Source organism: Amycolatopsis sp. WAC 04182 (assembly GCF_003947465.1).
Lineage (GTDB): Bacteria > Actinomycetota > Actinomycetes > Mycobacteriales > Pseudonocardiaceae > Amycolatopsis.
This window is the reverse complement of the sequence record NZ_QHJJ01000003.1, coordinates 1,366,650-1,382,831: the sequence shown is the minus strand read 5'-3', so window position 1 is coordinate 1,382,831 and position 16,182 is coordinate 1,366,650. Positions and strand designations below refer to the sequence as shown.

At 69.2% G+C, this 16,182-nt stretch carries 15 protein-coding genes; 10 read left to right on the top strand and 5 right to left on the bottom strand.

The window, feature by feature from the left end:
• Positions 1 to 74 precede the first annotated feature (74 nt).
• Positions 75 to 3,755, top strand: a complete 3,681-nt coding sequence (locus DMH01_RS20020) for a CARDB domain-containing protein (protein WP_233621603.1) — start codon at positions 75 to 77, stop codon at positions 3,753 to 3,755.
• A gap of 47 nt (positions 3,756 to 3,802) precedes the next feature.
• Here the strand turns inward: DMH01_RS20020 and DMH01_RS20015 are convergent, their stop codons facing one another.
• Positions 3,803 to 4,360, bottom strand: a complete 558-nt coding sequence (locus tag DMH01_RS20015) for a TetR/AcrR family transcriptional regulator (protein ID WP_125678728.1) — start codon at positions 4,358 to 4,360, stop codon at positions 3,803 to 3,805.
• A gap of 97 nt (positions 4,361 to 4,457) precedes the next feature.
• Between DMH01_RS20015 and DMH01_RS20010 the strand changes: the two genes are divergently transcribed.
• The 4 genes from DMH01_RS20010 (at position 4,458) to DMH01_RS19995 (ending at position 7,832) form a co-directional block, all read left to right on the top strand.
• Entirely contained in the window at positions 4,458 to 5,366 is a 909-nt protein-coding gene (locus tag DMH01_RS20010) for an NmrA family NAD(P)-binding protein (protein WP_125678727.1), read from the top strand.
• A 196-nt stretch (positions 5,367 to 5,562) separates the two neighbouring features.
• On the top strand, positions 5,563 to 6,492 hold the full coding sequence (locus tag DMH01_RS20005) for an alpha/beta fold hydrolase (protein WP_125678726.1): 930 nt from the start codon (positions 5,563 to 5,565) through the stop codon (positions 6,490 to 6,492).
• Between the two features lie 36 nt (positions 6,493 to 6,528).
• Positions 6,529 to 7,047 (top strand): PadR family transcriptional regulator, encoded by a 519-nt coding sequence (locus tag DMH01_RS20000; RefSeq protein WP_125678725.1) that lies wholly within the window; start codon positions 6,529 to 6,531, stop codon positions 7,045 to 7,047.
• A complete protein-coding gene (locus tag DMH01_RS19995; RefSeq protein ID WP_125678724.1) occupies positions 7,044 to 7,832 on the top strand; it encodes an alpha/beta fold hydrolase in 789 nt (262 codons plus the stop codon). The genes DMH01_RS20000 and DMH01_RS19995 overlap by 4 nt, the downstream gene beginning before the upstream one ends.
• On the opposite strand, the gene DMH01_RS19990 is transcribed toward DMH01_RS19995, so the two are convergent.
• The 3 genes from DMH01_RS19990 to DMH01_RS19980 form a co-directional block, all read right to left on the bottom strand.
• Complete coding sequence (locus tag DMH01_RS19990; RefSeq protein ID WP_199745545.1) at positions 7,756 to 8,724, bottom strand: LD-carboxypeptidase; 969 nt, start codon at positions 8,722 to 8,724, stop codon at positions 7,756 to 7,758. The two genes, DMH01_RS19995 and DMH01_RS19990, sit on opposite strands and share 77 nt — an antisense overlap.
• A gap of 12 nt (positions 8,725 to 8,736) precedes the next feature.
• Complete coding sequence (locus DMH01_RS19985) at positions 8,737 to 9,132, bottom strand: ATP-binding protein (RefSeq protein ID WP_125678723.1); 396 nt, start codon at positions 9,130 to 9,132, stop codon at positions 8,737 to 8,739.
• A 75-nt stretch (positions 9,133 to 9,207) separates the two neighbouring features.
• Complete coding sequence (locus tag DMH01_RS19980) at positions 9,208 to 9,633, bottom strand: Rid family hydrolase (protein ID WP_125678722.1); 426 nt, start codon at positions 9,631 to 9,633, stop codon at positions 9,208 to 9,210.
• Positions 9,634 to 9,725: 92 nt separating this feature from the next.
• On the opposite strand from DMH01_RS19980, the gene DMH01_RS19975 reads away from it, so the two are divergent.
• The 3 genes from DMH01_RS19975 to DMH01_RS19965 all read left to right on the top strand — a co-directional run bounded on the left by DMH01_RS19975 (position 9,726) and on the right by DMH01_RS19965 (position 13,344).
• Entirely contained in the window at positions 9,726 to 10,202 is a 477-nt protein-coding gene (locus tag DMH01_RS19975; protein ID WP_125678721.1) for a MarR family winged helix-turn-helix transcriptional regulator, read from the top strand.
• Between the two features lie 369 nt (positions 10,203 to 10,571).
• Positions 10,572 to 11,114 (top strand): hypothetical protein, encoded by a 543-nt coding sequence (locus tag DMH01_RS19970; protein ID WP_125678720.1) that lies wholly within the window; start codon positions 10,572 to 10,574, stop codon positions 11,112 to 11,114.
• A 355-nt stretch (positions 11,115 to 11,469) separates the two neighbouring features.
• Complete coding sequence (locus tag DMH01_RS19965; RefSeq protein WP_199745544.1) at positions 11,470 to 13,344, top strand: Calx-beta domain-containing protein; 1,875 nt, start codon at positions 11,470 to 11,472, stop codon at positions 13,342 to 13,344.
• Between the two features lie 53 nt (positions 13,345 to 13,397).
• Here DMH01_RS19965 and bla read toward each other — a convergent pair whose 3' ends face one another.
• On the bottom strand, positions 13,398 to 14,294 hold the full coding sequence (gene bla / locus DMH01_RS19960) for a class A beta-lactamase (RefSeq protein WP_125678719.1): 897 nt from the start codon (positions 14,292 to 14,294) through the stop codon (positions 13,398 to 13,400).
• A 107-nt stretch (positions 14,295 to 14,401) separates the two neighbouring features.
• Here bla and DMH01_RS19955 point away from each other — a divergent pair, with 107 nt between their 5' ends.
• Positions 14,402 to 15,277, top strand: a complete 876-nt coding sequence (locus DMH01_RS19955) for a LysR family transcriptional regulator (protein ID WP_125678718.1) — start codon at positions 14,402 to 14,404, stop codon at positions 15,275 to 15,277.
• On the top strand, positions 15,274 to 16,176 hold the full coding sequence (locus DMH01_RS19950) for a serine hydrolase (RefSeq protein WP_125678717.1): 903 nt from the start codon (positions 15,274 to 15,276) through the stop codon (positions 16,174 to 16,176). The genes DMH01_RS19955 and DMH01_RS19950 overlap by 4 nt, the downstream gene beginning before the upstream one ends.
• Positions 16,177 to 16,182: the final 6 nt, after the last annotated feature.

Sequence of the window (16,182 nt, the reverse complement as noted above, 5' to 3'; positions counted from 1 at the left end):
GTTTTGTCTCCGGGTTGTTGCATGCTCGTACGGCTCTGGCTCCCTCCCCGCCGTCTCAAAGAAGAGAAGACGCCATGACACGTATGCGCCTGTCCCGGCTCATCGCCGGTCTCCTGGTCTCGGGGCTTTCCGTCGCCGGACTCTCCCTCGCTTCCGCCGCCAGTGGGCCACCTCCCGACCCTGTTCCGGCCGCGCTCGCGGAGGTGCCGTTGACCCGTACGGTGTCGGCGAGCAGCGCGCTGCCCGGTTATCCCGTCGCGAACGCCGTCGACGGGAACCAGGAGAGTTACTGGGAATCCGCCAACAACGCGTTCCCGCAGTGGATCCAGGCCGACCTCGGCACGGCGAAATCCCTCTCGCGGATCGTGCTGAAACTCCCCGCGGGCTGGGAATCCCGCACCCAGACGCTGGCCGTGCGCGGAAGCACCGACGGCGCGGCGTTCACCGACCTCGCCGCGCCGACCGGTTACGCGTTCGCACCCGGCACCAACACCGTCACCATCCCGATGACCGCGTCGGCCCGCTACGTGCGGCTGCAGGTCACCGCGAACTCTCGGTGGCCCGCCGCGCAACTCGCGGAATTCGAGTTGTACGGGCCGGACACCGGCGACACGCAGGCGCCGAGCGCGCCGGCGAATCTAGCGCTGACGGAGCCCGCCGCCGGCCAGATCCGGCTGACGTGGTCGCCCTCGGCGGACAACGTCGGTGTCTCCGGCTACACCGTCTATCGCGACGGGACGCCGGTCACGACGATCACCGGCACGACGTTCACCGAATCCAGGCCCACCGGGACCCGGGTCGAGTATTTCGTGCGCGCCAAGGACGCGGCGGGCAACGAGTCGGGCGACAGCAACCACGTCGTGCGCTCCGGGACGAGCGCGGGCGCGAACCTGGCAGCGGGCAAACCGATCGAGGCGACCTCGACGGTCCATTCGTTCGTCGCGGCCAACGCCAACGACAACAACACCGCCACGTACTGGGAATCCGCCGCGGGGTACCCGAACGCGCTGACGGTGAAGCTCGGGGTCGACGCGGACGTCGACTCGGTCGTCGTGAAGCTCGCCCCGGACGCGATCTGGGGCGCGCGGACACAGAACTTCGAGGTCCTCGGTCGTCCGCAGGGGTCCACCGCGTTCACCGCGCTGTCGGCGCGAGCCGACCACCGCTTCGACCCGGCCACCAACCAGAATTCAGTGGTCATCCCGGTCAGCGGACGAGCCGCGGAGGTTCGCCTGCAGTTCTTCGCCAACTCCGGTGCCCCCGGCGGTCAGGTCGCGGAATTCCAGGTGATCGGCACTCCCGCGCCGAATCCGGACCTCGTCGTCACCGGTACGACCTGGACGCCGTCGAACCCGACGGAGACCAGCAGGCTCGCCGTGTCGGCGACGGTGAAGAACACGGGCACCGCGAACGCGGCCGCCTCCACCGTGAACGTCAGCCTCGGCGGCGCGGTCGTCGGTGAGGCGGCGGTCGGGGCGCTCGCCGCCGGCGAGTCCGCCACGGTCACCATCGACGCGGGAACGCGTCCACAGGGGACCTACACGGTGGCCGCCACCGCCGACCCGGCGGGCAAGGTGGCCGAGCAGGACGAAACGAACAACACCTACACCTCGCCGACAGCGCTGGTCGTCGCCCAGTCGCCGGGACCCGACCTCGAGGTCACGGGCATCACCTCGAATCCGCCCACTCCGGCGGCCGGTTCCGCGGTGTCCTTCACCGTCGCGGTGCACAACCGTGGCACGAGCGGCGCGGGCGCTTCGGTGACCCGGTTGGCGGTCGGTAGTACCACGCTGACCGGCGCCACTGGTGCGATCGAGGCGGGTGCCACCGCGAACGTCGCGATTTCGGGTACGTGGACCGCCGCCAACGGTGGGGCGACTCTCATCGCGACGGCCGACGCGAACGGCACGGTCACGGAGACCAACGAGTCCAACAACAGCCTCTCGCGGGCGATGGTCGTGGGCCGCGGCGCGGCGCTTCCGTACGTCGAATACGAGGCGGAAGCCGCGCAGTACCAAGGACAACTGCTGGAAGCCGACCCGCTTCGCACCTTCGGCCACACGAACTTCGCGACCGAATCCTCGGGCCGCAAGTCCGTGCGGCTGGCGAATCAGGGGCAGTACGTGGAGTTCACGTCGGCGAACCAGGCGAACTCGATCGTCGTGCGCAACTCCATTCCCGACGCCCCCGGTGGCGGCGGGCAGGACGCGACGCTCAGCCTGTACGTCGACGGGACTTTCGCGCAGAAGCTGACGCTGTCGTCCAAGCACAGCTGGCTCTACGGCAGCACCGACGATCCCGAAGGCCTGACCAACACCCCGCAGGCCGACGCGCGACGGCTGTTCGACGAGTCGCACGCGCTGCTGTCACGGTCGTACCCGCCGGGTACGAAGTTCAAGCTGCAGCGGGACAGCGGTGACAACGCGGCGTTCTACATCGTCGACCTCATCGATCTGGAGCAGGTCGCCCCGGCGTCGGAGAAGCCCGCGAACTGCGTGTCGATCACGGAGTACGGCGCCGTGCCGAACGACGGGAACGACGACTCGGCGGCGCTCCAGCGCGCGGTGACCGACGACCAGAACGGCGTGATCGGCTGTGTCTGGATCCCGGCGGGCCAGTGGCGGCAGGAGAAGAAGATCCTGACCGACGACCCGAACGTGCCCAACGGCGGTGGCCAGTACAACCAGATCGGCATCTCCAACGTGACGATCCGCGGCGCGGGCATGTGGCATGCGCAGCTGTACTCGCAGATCGAGCCGCAGAACGCGGGCGGCATCAACCATCCGCACGAGGGCAATTTCGGGTTCGACATCGACAAGAACACGCAGATCTCCGACATCGCCATCTTCGGTTCCGGCCGGATCCGCGGCGGTGACGGCGGCGCGGAAGGCGGCGTCGGTATCAACGGCCGCTTCGGCATCGGTACGAAGATCTCCAACGTGTGGATCGAGCACGCCAACGTCGGCGTGTGGGTCGGCCGGGACTACAGCAACCTGCCTGCCCTGTGGGGCCCCGGCGACGGCCTCGAGTTCAGCGGCATGCGGATCCGGAACACTTACGCCGACGGCATCAACTTCACCAACGGCACCCGGAACTCGAAGGTGGTCAACTCGTCGTTCCGCACCACCGGTGACGATTCGCTCGCGGTGTGGGCCAACCAGTACGTGAAGGATCCGTCGCAGGACATCGCGCACGACAACGTGTTCGCCAACAACACGATCCAGCTCCCGTGGCGTGCCAACGGGATCGCGATCTACGGCGGCTACGGCAACAAGATCGAGAACAACGTCGTCCACGACACGATGAACTACCCGGGCATCATGCTGGCGACGGATCACGATCCGCTGCCGTTCTCCGGGGAGACGCTCATCGCGAACAACGCCCTGTACCGCTGCGGCGGCGTGTTCTGGGGCGAACAGCAGGAGTTCGGCGCGATCACGTTCTTCGCGCAGGGCAAGGACATCCCCGGGGTCGTCCTGCGGGACACGGAGATCCACGATTCGACCTACGACGGTGTCCAGTTCAAGACGGGCGGCGGCGTCGTGACCGCGGCCCTGACGAATGTCAAGATCGACAAGTCGAACAACGGCGCGGGCATCCTCGCGATGAGCGGCGCCCGCGGCAGCGCGACCTTGACGAACGTGACGATCACGAACTCCGCGAACGGCGACATCGTCCGTGAGCCGGGGTCGCAGTTCGTGATCAACGGAGGGCCGGTGCCGGCGGTGGTCTCGTCGGGCCGCCGTACGCGGTAAGCCGGAAGTGATCCGGGGCCGGAGCGGGAGACCGCTCCGGCCCTGTTTCATGCCTGGGGGCTCAGCCCCGCGACGGCCAGGCGGAACAGCCGGTCCGCCTGTGCGGCGGGATCCGGGTAGTGCTCGGTGGCCAGGACGATGCCGACGATCAGGGTGATCAGGTCGGCGACCGTGGCCTCCGGAGACACCACGCCGTCCCGCGCGGCCCGCCGCACGAGCGGATCCCCGGCTTCCTCGATGGCGGCGGAACAGGAGTTCTCGTGCTCCAGGGGACCGTCGTAGGCGAGCGCGGCCGCCAGACCGCGGGCGGAGACGCAGTAGGTGACGACCTCGTCGAGCCAGGTCAGGAGCGCCTTCCGGCTGTCGTGCTCGCCGGTCAGTTCGACGGCGCGGTCGCACAACGCCGCGATCCGTTGCGCGGACACCGCCTCCAGCAGTGCCCGCCGGGTGGGGAAGTGGCGCCGGACGGTCGCCGAGCCGACGTTGGCCGTCCGCGCGATCTGCTCCAGGGAGGCGCCGGAGCCGTGGGTCGCGACCTCCTCCTCGGCGACCGCGAGGATGCGCGCGTAGTTGCGCCGTGCGTCGGCGCGCCGGCCGTCGGACATGTCTTCACCTCGGAGTTTGCGTAAGTGGCGGGCCCCGCCATATCGTAGCGGACGATAAGTGGCGGGCCCCGCCACTTAGTCGACCGAAGGAGTCCCCATGTCCCCAGCACCCGTTTTGGTCACCGGCGCCACCGGCAGGCAGGGCGGTGCGACTGCCCGGGCCCTGCTCGCGGCCGGTGTTCCCGTCCGCGCGCTGGTGCGCGACCCGGCCAGGGCGAAAGCCGTCGAAGCGCTCGGCGCCGAACTCGTCGTCGGCGATCTCCACGACGTCGATTCCGTGATCCGGGCGGCCAAGGGCGCCCGCGCCGTCTTCTCGGTGCAGATGCCGGGCATGAACGCCGACGGATTCGACTTCGCCGGTGAGGTGACTCAAGGCGTCAACCTCATCAAGGGCGCGAAGGCGGCCGGGGTGCCGCAGTTCGTGCACACCTCCGTTTCGGGCGCCGGGCAGCACGTCGAGGCCGACGGATGGGCCGAAGGGCGCTGGGCGTCGATGGAGCCCACGCTGGGGGCCAAGGCCGCGATCCAAGACCGTCTCCGCGAAGCCGGATTTCCGCAGTGGACCCTGCTCAAGCCGGGTTTCTTCATGGAGAACTTCCTGCCGGACATGAAGTTCCTCTTCCCGCGCGGGGTGGACGGCGGTCTGGTGAGCGTCATCAAGCCGTCGACGTCCCTTTCGCTGGCCGCCGTCGACGACATCGGCACCGCGGCCGCCGCGGCCATCGCGGAACCGGAGCGGTTCACCGGGGTCGAGCTGGAACTGGCGAGCGACTTCCTGACCATGGCGGAGATCGCCGAGGTCCTCTCCGACGTGCTGGGTACCCCGCTGGCGGCACCGGACATGACCGTCGAGCAGGCGGTCGCCGCCGGAATGCCGCCGATGGGCGCCTCGCATGAGTGGCTGAACGTGGTCGGCCAGCCCGGGCGTCCGGAATACGCGCGCGAACTGGGCCTCCCGCTCACCGGAATCGCCGACTGGGCCCGGAAATATCTTGCGTACGCGTGATCGTTGAGGCATGAGCGTCGAGCCTCCGCTGGACCATTTCGACCGGGAGGACCCCTGGCCTGTGGAGGATCCCGACGTCGTGATCCTGCGCGAGCGGGCTGGGCAAAGGGGGTTTGACAAAGCGGAACAGTGCTCCGTATGTTTGTGGAACAGTGCTCCGCTTAGTGCGGCGCCGTCTCACAAGGGAAGAATCACCATGAGCACGCCAGTAATCTCGATCGCCCCGGTGACACTGCCGAGCCCGGATCGGGTCGTGGATCTGCAGGTCCGGGTCTCCGCGCCGATGACCGGAGGTGGGTTGCCGATCATCCTGCTGTCGCACGGTCAGGGCTATTCGAATCACCTCTCGTCGCTGAACGGCTATGCCCCGCTCGTGAATTACTGGGCAGCGCACGGATTCGTCGTCCTCCAGCCCACCCATCTCAGTTCCAGGACGCTGGATCTGGGGTCCGATCATCCTGAAGCGCCGCTGTACCAACGGTCCCGAGCCGAGGACATGATCGGCATCCTCGACCGCCTCGACGAGATCGAGGCCGCGGTGCCCGGTCTGCGCGGACGGGTGGATCGGGGCAAGGTCGCCGTGGCCGGGCATTCGATGGGCGGGCATACCGCGAGCCTGCTGCTGGGCGCGCGGTACACCGAGCCCGGCGACGGCACGGTGGTGGACCTGGCCGAGTCCCGAATTTCCGCCGGAGTGCTGCTCGCCGCGCCCGGTCGCGGCGGCGACGCCGTCACCGAATTCGTGGCGGAGAACTATTCCTTCTTCGTCAGCGCCGATTTCTCCGCGATGACGACACCCGCGCTCGTGGTCGCCGGCGACAAGGACGCCTCGGCGCATCTGACGGTCCGTGGCCCGGAATGGCACACCGATCCGTACTTCCTTTCGCCGGGGCGCAAGACCTTGCTCACCCTGTTCGGCGCGGAACACGGTCTCGGCGGGATCTCCGGCTACGACGTCGCCGAGACCACGGACGAGAATCCGGCGCGGGTGGCCGTGCTGCAGCGGCTCACGGCGGCCTATCTCCGCAGCGAGCTCTACCCGGGCGATCCTGCCTGGCAAGAGGCCGTCGAGGCACTGGCCGCCGAGTCCGATCCGCTCGGGAGGGTTGAAGCGAAGGTCCACTAGTTGACAAGTCCTATAGGTGACTAGTCTACTAGTGGCATGGTTCTCTCCCGCCTCATCCTGGGGTTGCTCGCCCTCGCGCCCATGACCGGCTACGACCTCAAACGCCATTTCGAGTCGACCGTCGGCCACTTCTGGGCGGCGGACAAGGCGCAGATCTATCGCACCCTCGCCCGGCTCGTCACGGACGGGCTCGCCGAGGTCGAGACCGTGGCCGGTTCCGGGGCGCCGGACCGGCAGGAACACCGCATCACCGCCGCGGGGCGGACGGCGCTCGCCGAGTGGCTGGCGAGTGAGCCCGAGCGTCACGTCGAACGCGATCCGTTCCTCGCACGGGTGTTCTTCGGTGCGGATCTCGACGACGACGCCTTCCACGCCCTCCTGGCTGCACATCGCGAGGCGACCCAGGCGCGGCTGGAGCAGTTCGAACGGACGCGGGCGGAGTCGGGCGCGCCTGACCGGGCGGCCCGGCTGCGACTGTCCACACTGGACAACGGAATCGCGCACCTGCGCGTCGAACTGGACTGGCTCGACGCGCTCGAGGAGGAGATCGCGTGAGCGCGTTCCCCGAGGTGCATTCCGCCGGGACGGCCACCGCGGATCGGCCGGTGGTGCTGCTGCACGGCGGCAACGTCGCGAACTGGATGTGGGAGCCGCAGCTGTCCGGGTTCGGCGATCGGACCGTGGTCACGCCGGACTTGCCGGGTTTCGGCGAACGGGTCCGCGAGGGCTGGCCGGGACTCGACGCGGTGGCGGACGACGTCGTCGCGAGAGTGACCGGGCACGGCATCGGCGGCCAGTTCGATCTCGTCGGGCTTTCCCTCGGCGCGCTCACGGCGTTGCGTGTGCTGGCACGGCACCCGGACCGGGTGAGTTCGGCGTTCCTGACCAGCGCGCCGCTCACGCCTGCCGGCCCCGGGATGCGCTTGTACTGCGGGCTTCAATCGGCGTTCTCGTGGGCCCGCTGGTACTGGCGTGCCCAAGCGGCCGTCTTCGGCCTTCCCGGAGACGCACGCGCCCGGTACGTCGAGCACGGTCTCTCGGTGCGCCGCGAAACCGCGTCCGCGATGGCCGCCGAGGTGTGCGCGGGCGGGGTGCCCGCCGAAGTACGTCGCTATACCGGGCCCCTGCTCGCGACAGCGGGGGAGAAGGATTCCGCGGCGGTGCGCCGATCCCTCTCGGAAATCGCGCGGGTCGCGCCCCAGACGCGGTCCCGGCTCGTGCCGGGGATGCACCACATCTGGAATGTGGAGGATCCCGAACTGTTCAACGGAGTCCTTCGCGCTTGGCTCGGGGGAGCGGTGGATCCGCGGCTCGTGAGCCGACCGCCGGTTCGACGGTGAGCGTGCCCGCGGCCGTGTCCAGTACGGCAAGCGGTCCCAGCGGAAGGGAAAGCGGGTCCGCGCCGTGTCCGACGTCGATTCCGCCGAGTACGGGAACGCCCAGCGAGCCCAGCCGGTCCTTGAAGACGTCGACGAGGGTCCAGCCGCGATCGGTGTAGTCCTCGAAGCCGGGGAACCGGCCGAGCGCGATCCCTTGGACGCCGTGGAGTGCGCCGGACCGGATCAGCTGGGTCAGCTGGCGGTCGACCTGCCCGAGGCCGATCGTCCGCTCGGCTTCGAGGAACAGGATGGTGCCCGCCAGCGAAGGCAGGCCGACGCCGACCGCGTGGGCGACAGTGCCGAGATTTCCGCCGACGAGGGCGCCGGTCGCGGTGCCGGGCGCTTCGGCCTCGACGGTCATGGCTCCCGGGTCGCGGTGGAGGACGGCGGGTTCGCCGTCCATCAGCAGCCGCCGGGTCGCGGCCGCGGAACGGGGACCGGCCAGGAAACCGTGGATCCCCGCCAGCCCGCAGTGCCGCCAGAGCGCGAGGTGGAGGGCGGTGATGTCGCTGAAGCCGACCAACGGCTTGGGATCGGCCCGGACCGCGTCGAAGTCGAGATCGTCGGCGATGCGGTACGCGCCCGCTCCGCCACGAGTGGCGATCACGGCGCGGACGGCCGGGTCGCCGAACGCGTCGTCGAGATCGGCCAGCCGGTCTTCGTCACGGCCGGCCAGGTAACCCCAGCGGTCGAGCGCGTGTGTCCCGATTTCGGCGACCAGCCCCCAGCTTTCCAGGACGGCCGCGGTCTCGGCGATCTGCTCGTGGCTGGGAAAGCTGGCGGGAGAGACGAGGCGAACGTGATCACCCGGTCGCAGGATCGGCGCGACCAGGGTGCGGCGCGAAGCTGTCACCGGATGATCGTGTCAGAGCACCGCGATCTCCGCCCACACCGTTTTGAACCCCGCGCCGGTGGTCACTCCCCATTGGGCACTGATCGCCTCGACCAGCGCCAGCCCTCGCCCGCGGGGGCTCGTCGGATCGGCCTTGGCCACGCGGTGCGGCTGAAGGCGCGGCCGGTGGTCGTCGACTTCGACGCGGACGACGTGCCGGCCCGAGGGTACGGAGACCCTGAGTTCGGTGACGCCGTCCGCGTGTTCGTGCGCGTTGGTGACCAGTTCCGTCGTCAGCAGTTCGGTGTCCGCGATGGTGGCGCGGCCGACCTCGGTCAGCCGCTCTCGCAACCAGGCCCGGACCTCTCCCAGTGGCGGGGCGATTCCGGTGGGGAATTCGTAAGCCTGTCGTGTTCTCGTGATACCCACGCGTTCTCCTTAGCGGGTTTCCCAGCTTGGCCAAGAGCATGGGCGCGCTAAGGGAGTACCCCGGGAGCGCGGGGTTCACACGCGGGAACTCCCGGCGATCGCGGTGACCCTGATCTCGACCCGCATCTTCGGCGCGCCGAGGGCCGGGACACCGATCTCCGTCCAGATCGGCGCGCGGTCGCCCAGGTGCTCGCGGAACTGCTCGACCATCACGCGGTTGTGGGTCTCGCCGATGAACCCCGGGGTCTCCGGGACGTGGTACGAGTTCACGGCGATGACGTCGCGCCAGGTGGCGCCCGCGGTGGCGAGGGTCCGCCCGACGTTCTCGAAGGCCTTGACGATCTCCTCTTCGAGAGATTCAGGGAAGTTCAAGTCGTCGTCCCAGCCTCCTTGCCCCGAGATCTCGACGCGATCACCGATGCGCACCGCCTGGCTGTAGCGCATCACCTCCAGTTGCCGGTCGCCGTAGCCGGGCGTGGCGAAGAACTCCGGCTGGGTCATGGTGAATCCTCTCGTTGACTTCATGCTTGAAGTCAACGTAGCACGATTCAACTTCATGTGTGAAGTCATCGGGTTCTGGGTAAGGTTCCGCCATGGCCGCCCCGGACCCCGACGAAGCGCTGTGGCTGACCCCTGCCGAAAAAGAGGCCTGGACCGGGCTGGTCTCCCTGGTCCTCTTGCTGCCGGGGCGGCTCGAGTCGCCGTTGCAGCACGACGCCGGGCTGACGCTGTTCGAGTACCTGACCCTCAGTCATATTTCAGAGGCTCCGGACCGGCGGCTGCGGATGAGCGAGCTGGCCTACCTCGCCAACGGCTCGCTCTCGCGTCTGTCCAATGTGGTCAAACGCTTCGAGCAGCGAGGCTGGGTGGAGCGGACGCCGGACCCCGGCGACGGCCGGTACACGCTCGCCGTGCTCACCGACGACGGTTACGACGTGGTCGTCGCGGCCGCTCCCACGCATGTCCGCTCGGTGCGGGAGCTCGTCCTCGACCCGTTGACCGCGGAGGATCAGCAGGCGCTGGCCCGGATCGCCGCCAAACTGCGGACGCGGCCCGCCGACCTCGCTTAGGGGCTTGTCCTGTAAGCCCGCGTCCTCCAAGCGTCCACAAAGGACGCTTCTCCTTCGTGAAACCACTCAAACCGGCCTAAGCGGGCACGGTCGCCTCGAAGAGAGGCCTTGTGGACTCCTGTGTCGCCGACGGCGTCCCGCGAGTGATCGTGCAGCCGGAGCACGTCGCGAAAGCCACTTTCGCGACGCCTGATGTCCCGAAAGTGGCTTTCGCGACACCTGGGCGCGGAGACCGCGAACCAACTTGCAGGGCAGCCCTAGGCGCTGTCCTGAGAGGCAGTCGATTGTGCGCGCGAAGGGACCTTGTGCTCGCGTTCCGGACTCTGGTCCTCTGACGGGGTTCATTTCACGCGAAGAGGGGGAAATCTCGTGTTCAAGAAGATATTCGCCGTCGTGTCGGTGTTTTCGATGGCACTCCTGGGTGTCACGGGAACGGCACACGCCGGCATCGTGCAATGGTCCGACGGTTACGAATCGAATCCCCATGGCGTCTGGGAGCGCGGGATTCAGGGCGGTGACGGGCATTCCTGGTTCGACATCGGCATGGGAGTGGCGCGGACCGGCAACAACAACGGCTGGCTCTTCGCCGACAACGGCTGGTCGGCGATGAGGACGCCGAAGTCGCTCGCCAGTTTCCCGGCGAACCGATCGAATTGCGCAGCCGCGATTTACGCCGACCCGGTCGGTGGCGGAGCGAACGTCGGTCTCGAGATCTGGGACCCCGTCGGCTGGCGGAAAATATCCCACACGGTGAGGTGGATCGACGACCGGGCGGGCTATCAGCTCATCACGCTGAACAATCTCAATCTGAACGGCGTGGGCACCGTCTATCTCCAGCCGATCTACGGCAACAACGGCGGGCCGGCGAAGTACATCCGGCTGGACGACGCGGTCATCCAGTGCGTCTACTGACCGAGGTCTCGCCGAGGTATCGGTCGGCGGGCGACGTTACGACATTCGGTGAGTATTCGCCGATGAGTACCGGAGGAATTCGGGTTTCCGCCCGCTGAGGTGATCACGGAAAACGCCGGAATCTTCGGCACCTCTCACGCTGAAGAGTGAGAGGTGCCGAACGTTCTTCGGCTGGACGGCGCAAGACGGACCTGGTCCGAGTAGCCCGGATTCCCGGTAACAGCCCGTTGGGTGCCTTGACACAGGGCGCTCCGGGTGACGTGCGGGGCCCGCGCTAACGAAAAGCGGAATTCTCCGTCTTCTCCACCGAGCCCACAGGAATTCCGGCTCCGGCCGGGTCTCGAAAGGGAAGTCCATGTCACGAAGACCACTGCTCGTCGCCCTGGCCGCCGTTTCGGCGATGCTCGCGTCCACCGCGGTCGCCGCCGCCGCTCCGCCGGGGGTCGACCCGGCCACGCTCGACCTCACGCTGAACGCGGGGCAGAGCACGACCGTGACCAAGAACGTGACGACCTCGGCCGTACCGCCGAATCCCGATCTCGTCCTGCTCGCGGACACCACCGGCAGCATGGGCGGCCCGATCGGCAACGTGCGGACGAACGCCGGCGCCATCACCGGTGACGTCCTCGCCGCACAGCCGACGGCGCAGTTCGGTGTGGCCGAGTACAAGGACTTCACCGACTCGGTGCCGTTCAAGGTCAATCAGGGCATCACCGGGGACACGACCGCCGTCCAGGCGGGGATCAACCAGTGGGCGGCCTCGGGCGGCGGGGACACGCCGGAGGCGAACCTGAACGCGCTCTACCAGCTCGCCACCGGCGCGGTCGCGTTCCGGCCCGACGGCACCCGCATCATCGCGTGGTTCGGCGACGCGCCGTCGCACGACCCGAGCGGCGGGCACACCCTGGCCCAGACCATCGCGGCGTTGCAGGCGGCGAAGATCCGCGTGGTCGCCGTCAACGTCGGCGCGCTCGACGCCACGGGGCAGGCTTCCGCCATCACCTCGGCCACGGGCGGTGTACTGCTGAACAACGTCCCGGCCGGCCAGGTCTCCCAGGCCATTTTGGACGGCATCAAGTCCATCGAGGTCACGGTGACCCCGAAGGTGACCAGCTGCGACCCGCAGCTCACCGTCACGAACGATCCGGGCAGCGTCAAGGTGACCAGTGGCGGGGTCGCCACGTTCACCGAGACGATCAAGGCCGCCGCCGGCGCCGCTCCGGGCACCTACCAGTGCGTCGTCGACTACCAGGTCGACGGGGTTTCGCGGGGGTACATCGAGACCACGACCGTGCGCGTGCTCGGCCTGAGCATCAACGACGTGACCGTCGGCGAGGGTTCCGGTGGCGCGCAGGTACCCGCGACGTTCACGGTGTCGCTGCTCGGCGGCCCCAGCCCGAATCCGGTGACGGTCCAGTACGCGACCGCCAACGGCACCGCGACGGCGCCCGCCGACTACGCGGCGGCGAACGGGACGGTCACGTTCGCACCGGGACAGACGACCAGGCCGGTGACGGTCCTGGTCAACCCCGACACCGTCGACGAGCCGAACGAGACGTTCACGGTGACTCTCTCGGCCCCGTCGGGCGCCGGCCTCATCGATCCGACCGGTGTCGGCACGATCGTCGACGACGACCGTGACGGCGTCTTCTCCTGCACCGGCACCGCGGCGAACGTCCTCGGGGTGACCGCGGCGCGGGCCAACCCGGCGAACCTGCCTTGTGCCGACGACAGCAGCACCGTCGCCGCCGCGACGCTCAACGCCGGCCTGATCAAGGTCGACACCAAGGTGCTGACCGCGTCGACCGATCTCACGCCGGACGACCAGTCGGCGGCTCCGGCCGCGGGTGATCGCGCGCTGGCGTCGGCCAAGATCGACAAGACGGTGATCAGCACGCTCGGGCTGACCGTCGAACTCGGCGTGATCCAGTCGCAGGCGACCGCGACCTGTCAGCCGTCGCCGGGCGGGCTCGCCCCGGTGCTGGCGGGCAGTTCGAACGTCGCTTCGCTGAAGATCAACGGCGAGTCGATCACCGTCGGGTCGGCGCCGCTGACCATCCCGCTGGTCATCGGTTCGTTGAAGCTCAACGGCCAGACCGTGGCGAACGGTGTGGTGAAGCAGCAGGCCGTCGCACTGGACACCGCGCTCGCGAAGATCGTGCTCGCGGAGTCCCAGGCCGACGTGCACGGAACCTCGGCGCATCCGGCGGGAAACCCCTGCCGTCGCTGAGCCGCTGAATCCCGCCGGGACGGACGGAACCACGTCCGTCCCGGCGGTTTCGCTCAGGGGAGGGCCTTCACCGCGGCCGCGGTGGCGTCGGCCAGGAGCTTGTTGTCGATCTTGGCGTCCTTCTCGGACCGGTCGGTCAGTACCGAGAGGACGATCGGCGCCCGGTTCGGCGGCCACACGACCCCGATGTCGTTGCGCGTGCCGTAGGACGCCGTCCCGGTCTTGTCGGCGACCGGCCGGCCGGGCACCCCGGCGCGGATGTTCTGGTCGCCGGTCGTGCTGGCCCGCATCATGTCGACCAGGATCTTGCGTTTGTCCTCGGGAAGCGCGTCGCCGAGGGCGAAGGCACGCAGGCTCACGGCGAGGGCGCGCGGTGTGCTGGTGTCCCGGGTGTCGCCGGGCGCGGTGTCGTTGAGTTCCGGTTCGATCCGGTCGGCGTGGCTCGTGGTGTCGCCGATCCCGCGCAGGACCGCGTTGAGCCCTTCGGGGCCGCCGAGTTCGCGGAAGAGCAGGTTCCCGCCGGTGTTGTCGCTGTATCGGAGAGTCGCGTCCAGGACGGCGCGCAGCGGCATCCCCGTCGCCACGTGTTTCTCCGTGACCGGTGAGTTCACGACCAGGTCCTTGCGTTCGTAGGTCACCGTTCGGTCCAGCTCGGCGACCGGCGTCCGCTGCAGGACACCGCCGGCGCTGAACACCTTGTGCGTCGAGGCGTAGGCGAAGCGTTCGTCGGCGCGGAAGGCGACTTCGCGGCCGGTCGCGGTGTCGATCGCGTACACCCCGAGCCGGGCGCGGTAGGTGCGTTCGAGCTGTTCGAAGTCGGCTCGCCCGGTCGCCGCGGCAGGCGAGGAGGTGGCGGCCGGCGGCTGTGCGGGGGCGGGTGCGGAACACGCGGTGAGTGACGCGACCGAGAGCGCCAGCAGGGCGGCCCAGCGGCGGGAAGTGACGGACACGGTGGTTCCTTTCAAGATCGTTCGATGTCCGCAGTCTGTCCAGCACCGGTCATGCTGTCCAAGACACGAACGACCTCTTTCATGCGCAATCGGCATAGTATGCGGTCGTGGACCTGATCGGGAGCTGCCGCGCGTTCGTGAGCGTGAGCGAGGCCGGGACCTTCACCGCGGGAGCCGCGATCGCGCGCATCCCCCAGCCGGTGGCGAGCCGCCGGATCGCGGCGCTGGAACGGCATTTCGGCGAGCGGCTGTTCGACCGCTCCACCCGCCGCGCCGTGCTCACCCCGTTCGGCCGGGACATGCTGCCGTCGGCGAAACGGCTGGTGGCGCTGGCCGACGCCATGGAACACGACGCGCAGCGCGCCAAACTGCGCCCGCTGCGGCTGGCGATGCCGGACACCTGCACCGTCCGCGAACTCGCCGAACTCGACGCGGCGGCGCGAGCGCTGGACGTCTTCCTGGAGTTCCGGCAGGCGCCGCCGGGGGAGCGGGCGGAACTCGTGCGCACACAGGAGGTGCGCGCGGCGCTCACGGCCGTCCCCGCGGAAGAGGGAACCTGGACGGTGCCGCTCGGGCTGGCGGGCGGGGGGAGGTCGCGGGCGGGCGCCCTCCACCTGGAAACGCTGCGGGTCGGCCGGTCCGGCCGGTCGCCTCGCCGGGTCTGGATCCAGCCGGAGGACGACGTGCCGCATATCCGGGATCGCCTCTTCCGGATCCGTGACTCGGTGGGCTTGCGGCCCGCGCAGGTGTCCGTCGCCGACGCCCTCACCGCGGCCGCCGCGGCGGTGTTCGGTTCGGACGACCTGCTGCTGTGCTCGACGGCCCAGGCGACCGAGCTCGGCCTGAACTGGCGCCCGATCGGGGAAACCCGGCTCGCGCGCGGGTTCGAGATCACGGCGGGGCCCGGTGAGGACACGCGGCGGCTCCGGGCACGATTGTGGCCGGACATCGCCCGGTGTCTCGGCGCGGAGGAGACGACATGAACACCGAGACGCTGCTCCTCGGGCTGCGCGCCGAACTGGACGACGGCGGCCTGCGGGGTTCGTTCCTCGTGCGCGATCTGCGGACCGGATACGAGATCGGCATCGACCCGGACCTCGAGTTCCCGAGCGCCTCGCTGGTGAAGATCCCGCTCGCCGCGGCGACCCTGGAGCGGATCCGCCGGGGCGAACTGGACGGCTCCGCGCCGATCGACGTCGAGCCGGGACGGGCCACCGCCCCCGGACCGACCGGGCTGACGCGGTTCCGGCATCCGGCCAGGGTCGCGATCGACGACCTGCTCTACCTGACGATGGCCATCAGCGACGAGACCGCCGCGGACGCGCTCTTCGCGCTGACACCGCCCGCCGAGGTCACCAGGATGACGCGCGAATGGGGCGTTTCCGGGATCACCGCACGGCATCCGGCCGCGGATCTCAGCGACACGCCCGCCGAACGTTTCGCCCCGGCCGATGTCCACCTCGCGCACGCGCTCGCGATCAACGCGGGCACCGCCGGGCAGGGCCATCCTGTTCCGCAGCTCGACGTCACGCGCGCGAGTTCCGGCTCGGCCCGCGCGTTCGTGAACCTGCTCGAAGCGCTGTGGAAACCGTCCAAAGTGGACGAAGGGGTGGCGGCGCGGGTGCGGGAACTCATGGGACTGAACCTGCTGCGTCAGCGGCTGAGCCCCGATTTCGTCTCCGACGCCACGAAATGGTCGTCGAAGACCGGCACGGTGCTGAACCTGCGGCACGAGGTCGGGGTGGTCGAACACGCCGACGGCGGGCTTTACGCGATCGCCGCGCTGACCGGATCCCGGGTGCCCGCCGCGATCCAGCCGGAGGCCGAAGTGCTGATGGCCAGCGTGGCGCGGGCGCTGCGGGACCACCTGCGCGAAGGGTGACGGCGC

Excerpts from the sequence above, each read along its gene's own strand:
- DMH01_RS20020 (WP_233621603.1), top strand. The coding sequence starts at position 75 with ATGACACGTATGCGCCTGTCCCGGCTCATCGCCGGTCTCCTGGTCTCG.
- DMH01_RS20015 (WP_125678728.1), bottom strand. The coding sequence starts at position 4,360 with ATGTCCGACGGCCGGCGCGCCGACGCACGGCGCAACTACGCGCGCATC.
- DMH01_RS20010 (WP_125678727.1), top strand. The coding sequence starts at position 4,458 with ATGTCCCCAGCACCCGTTTTGGTCACCGGCGCCACCGGCAGGCAGGGC.
- DMH01_RS20005 (WP_125678726.1), top strand. The coding sequence starts at position 5,563 with ATGAGCACGCCAGTAATCTCGATCGCCCCGGTGACACTGCCGAGCCCG.
- DMH01_RS20000 (WP_125678725.1), top strand. The coding sequence starts at position 6,529 with ATGGTTCTCTCCCGCCTCATCCTGGGGTTGCTCGCCCTCGCGCCCATG.
- DMH01_RS19980 (WP_125678722.1), bottom strand. The coding sequence starts at position 9,633 with ATGACCCAGCCGGAGTTCTTCGCCACGCCCGGCTACGGCGACCGGCAA.
- DMH01_RS19975 (WP_125678721.1), top strand. The coding sequence starts at position 9,726 with ATGGCCGCCCCGGACCCCGACGAAGCGCTGTGGCTGACCCCTGCCGAA.
- DMH01_RS19965 (WP_199745544.1), top strand. The coding sequence starts at position 11,470 with ATGTCACGAAGACCACTGCTCGTCGCCCTGGCCGCCGTTTCGGCGATG.
- DMH01_RS19950 (WP_125678717.1), top strand. The coding sequence starts at position 15,274 with ATGAACACCGAGACGCTGCTCCTCGGGCTGCGCGCCGAACTGGACGAC.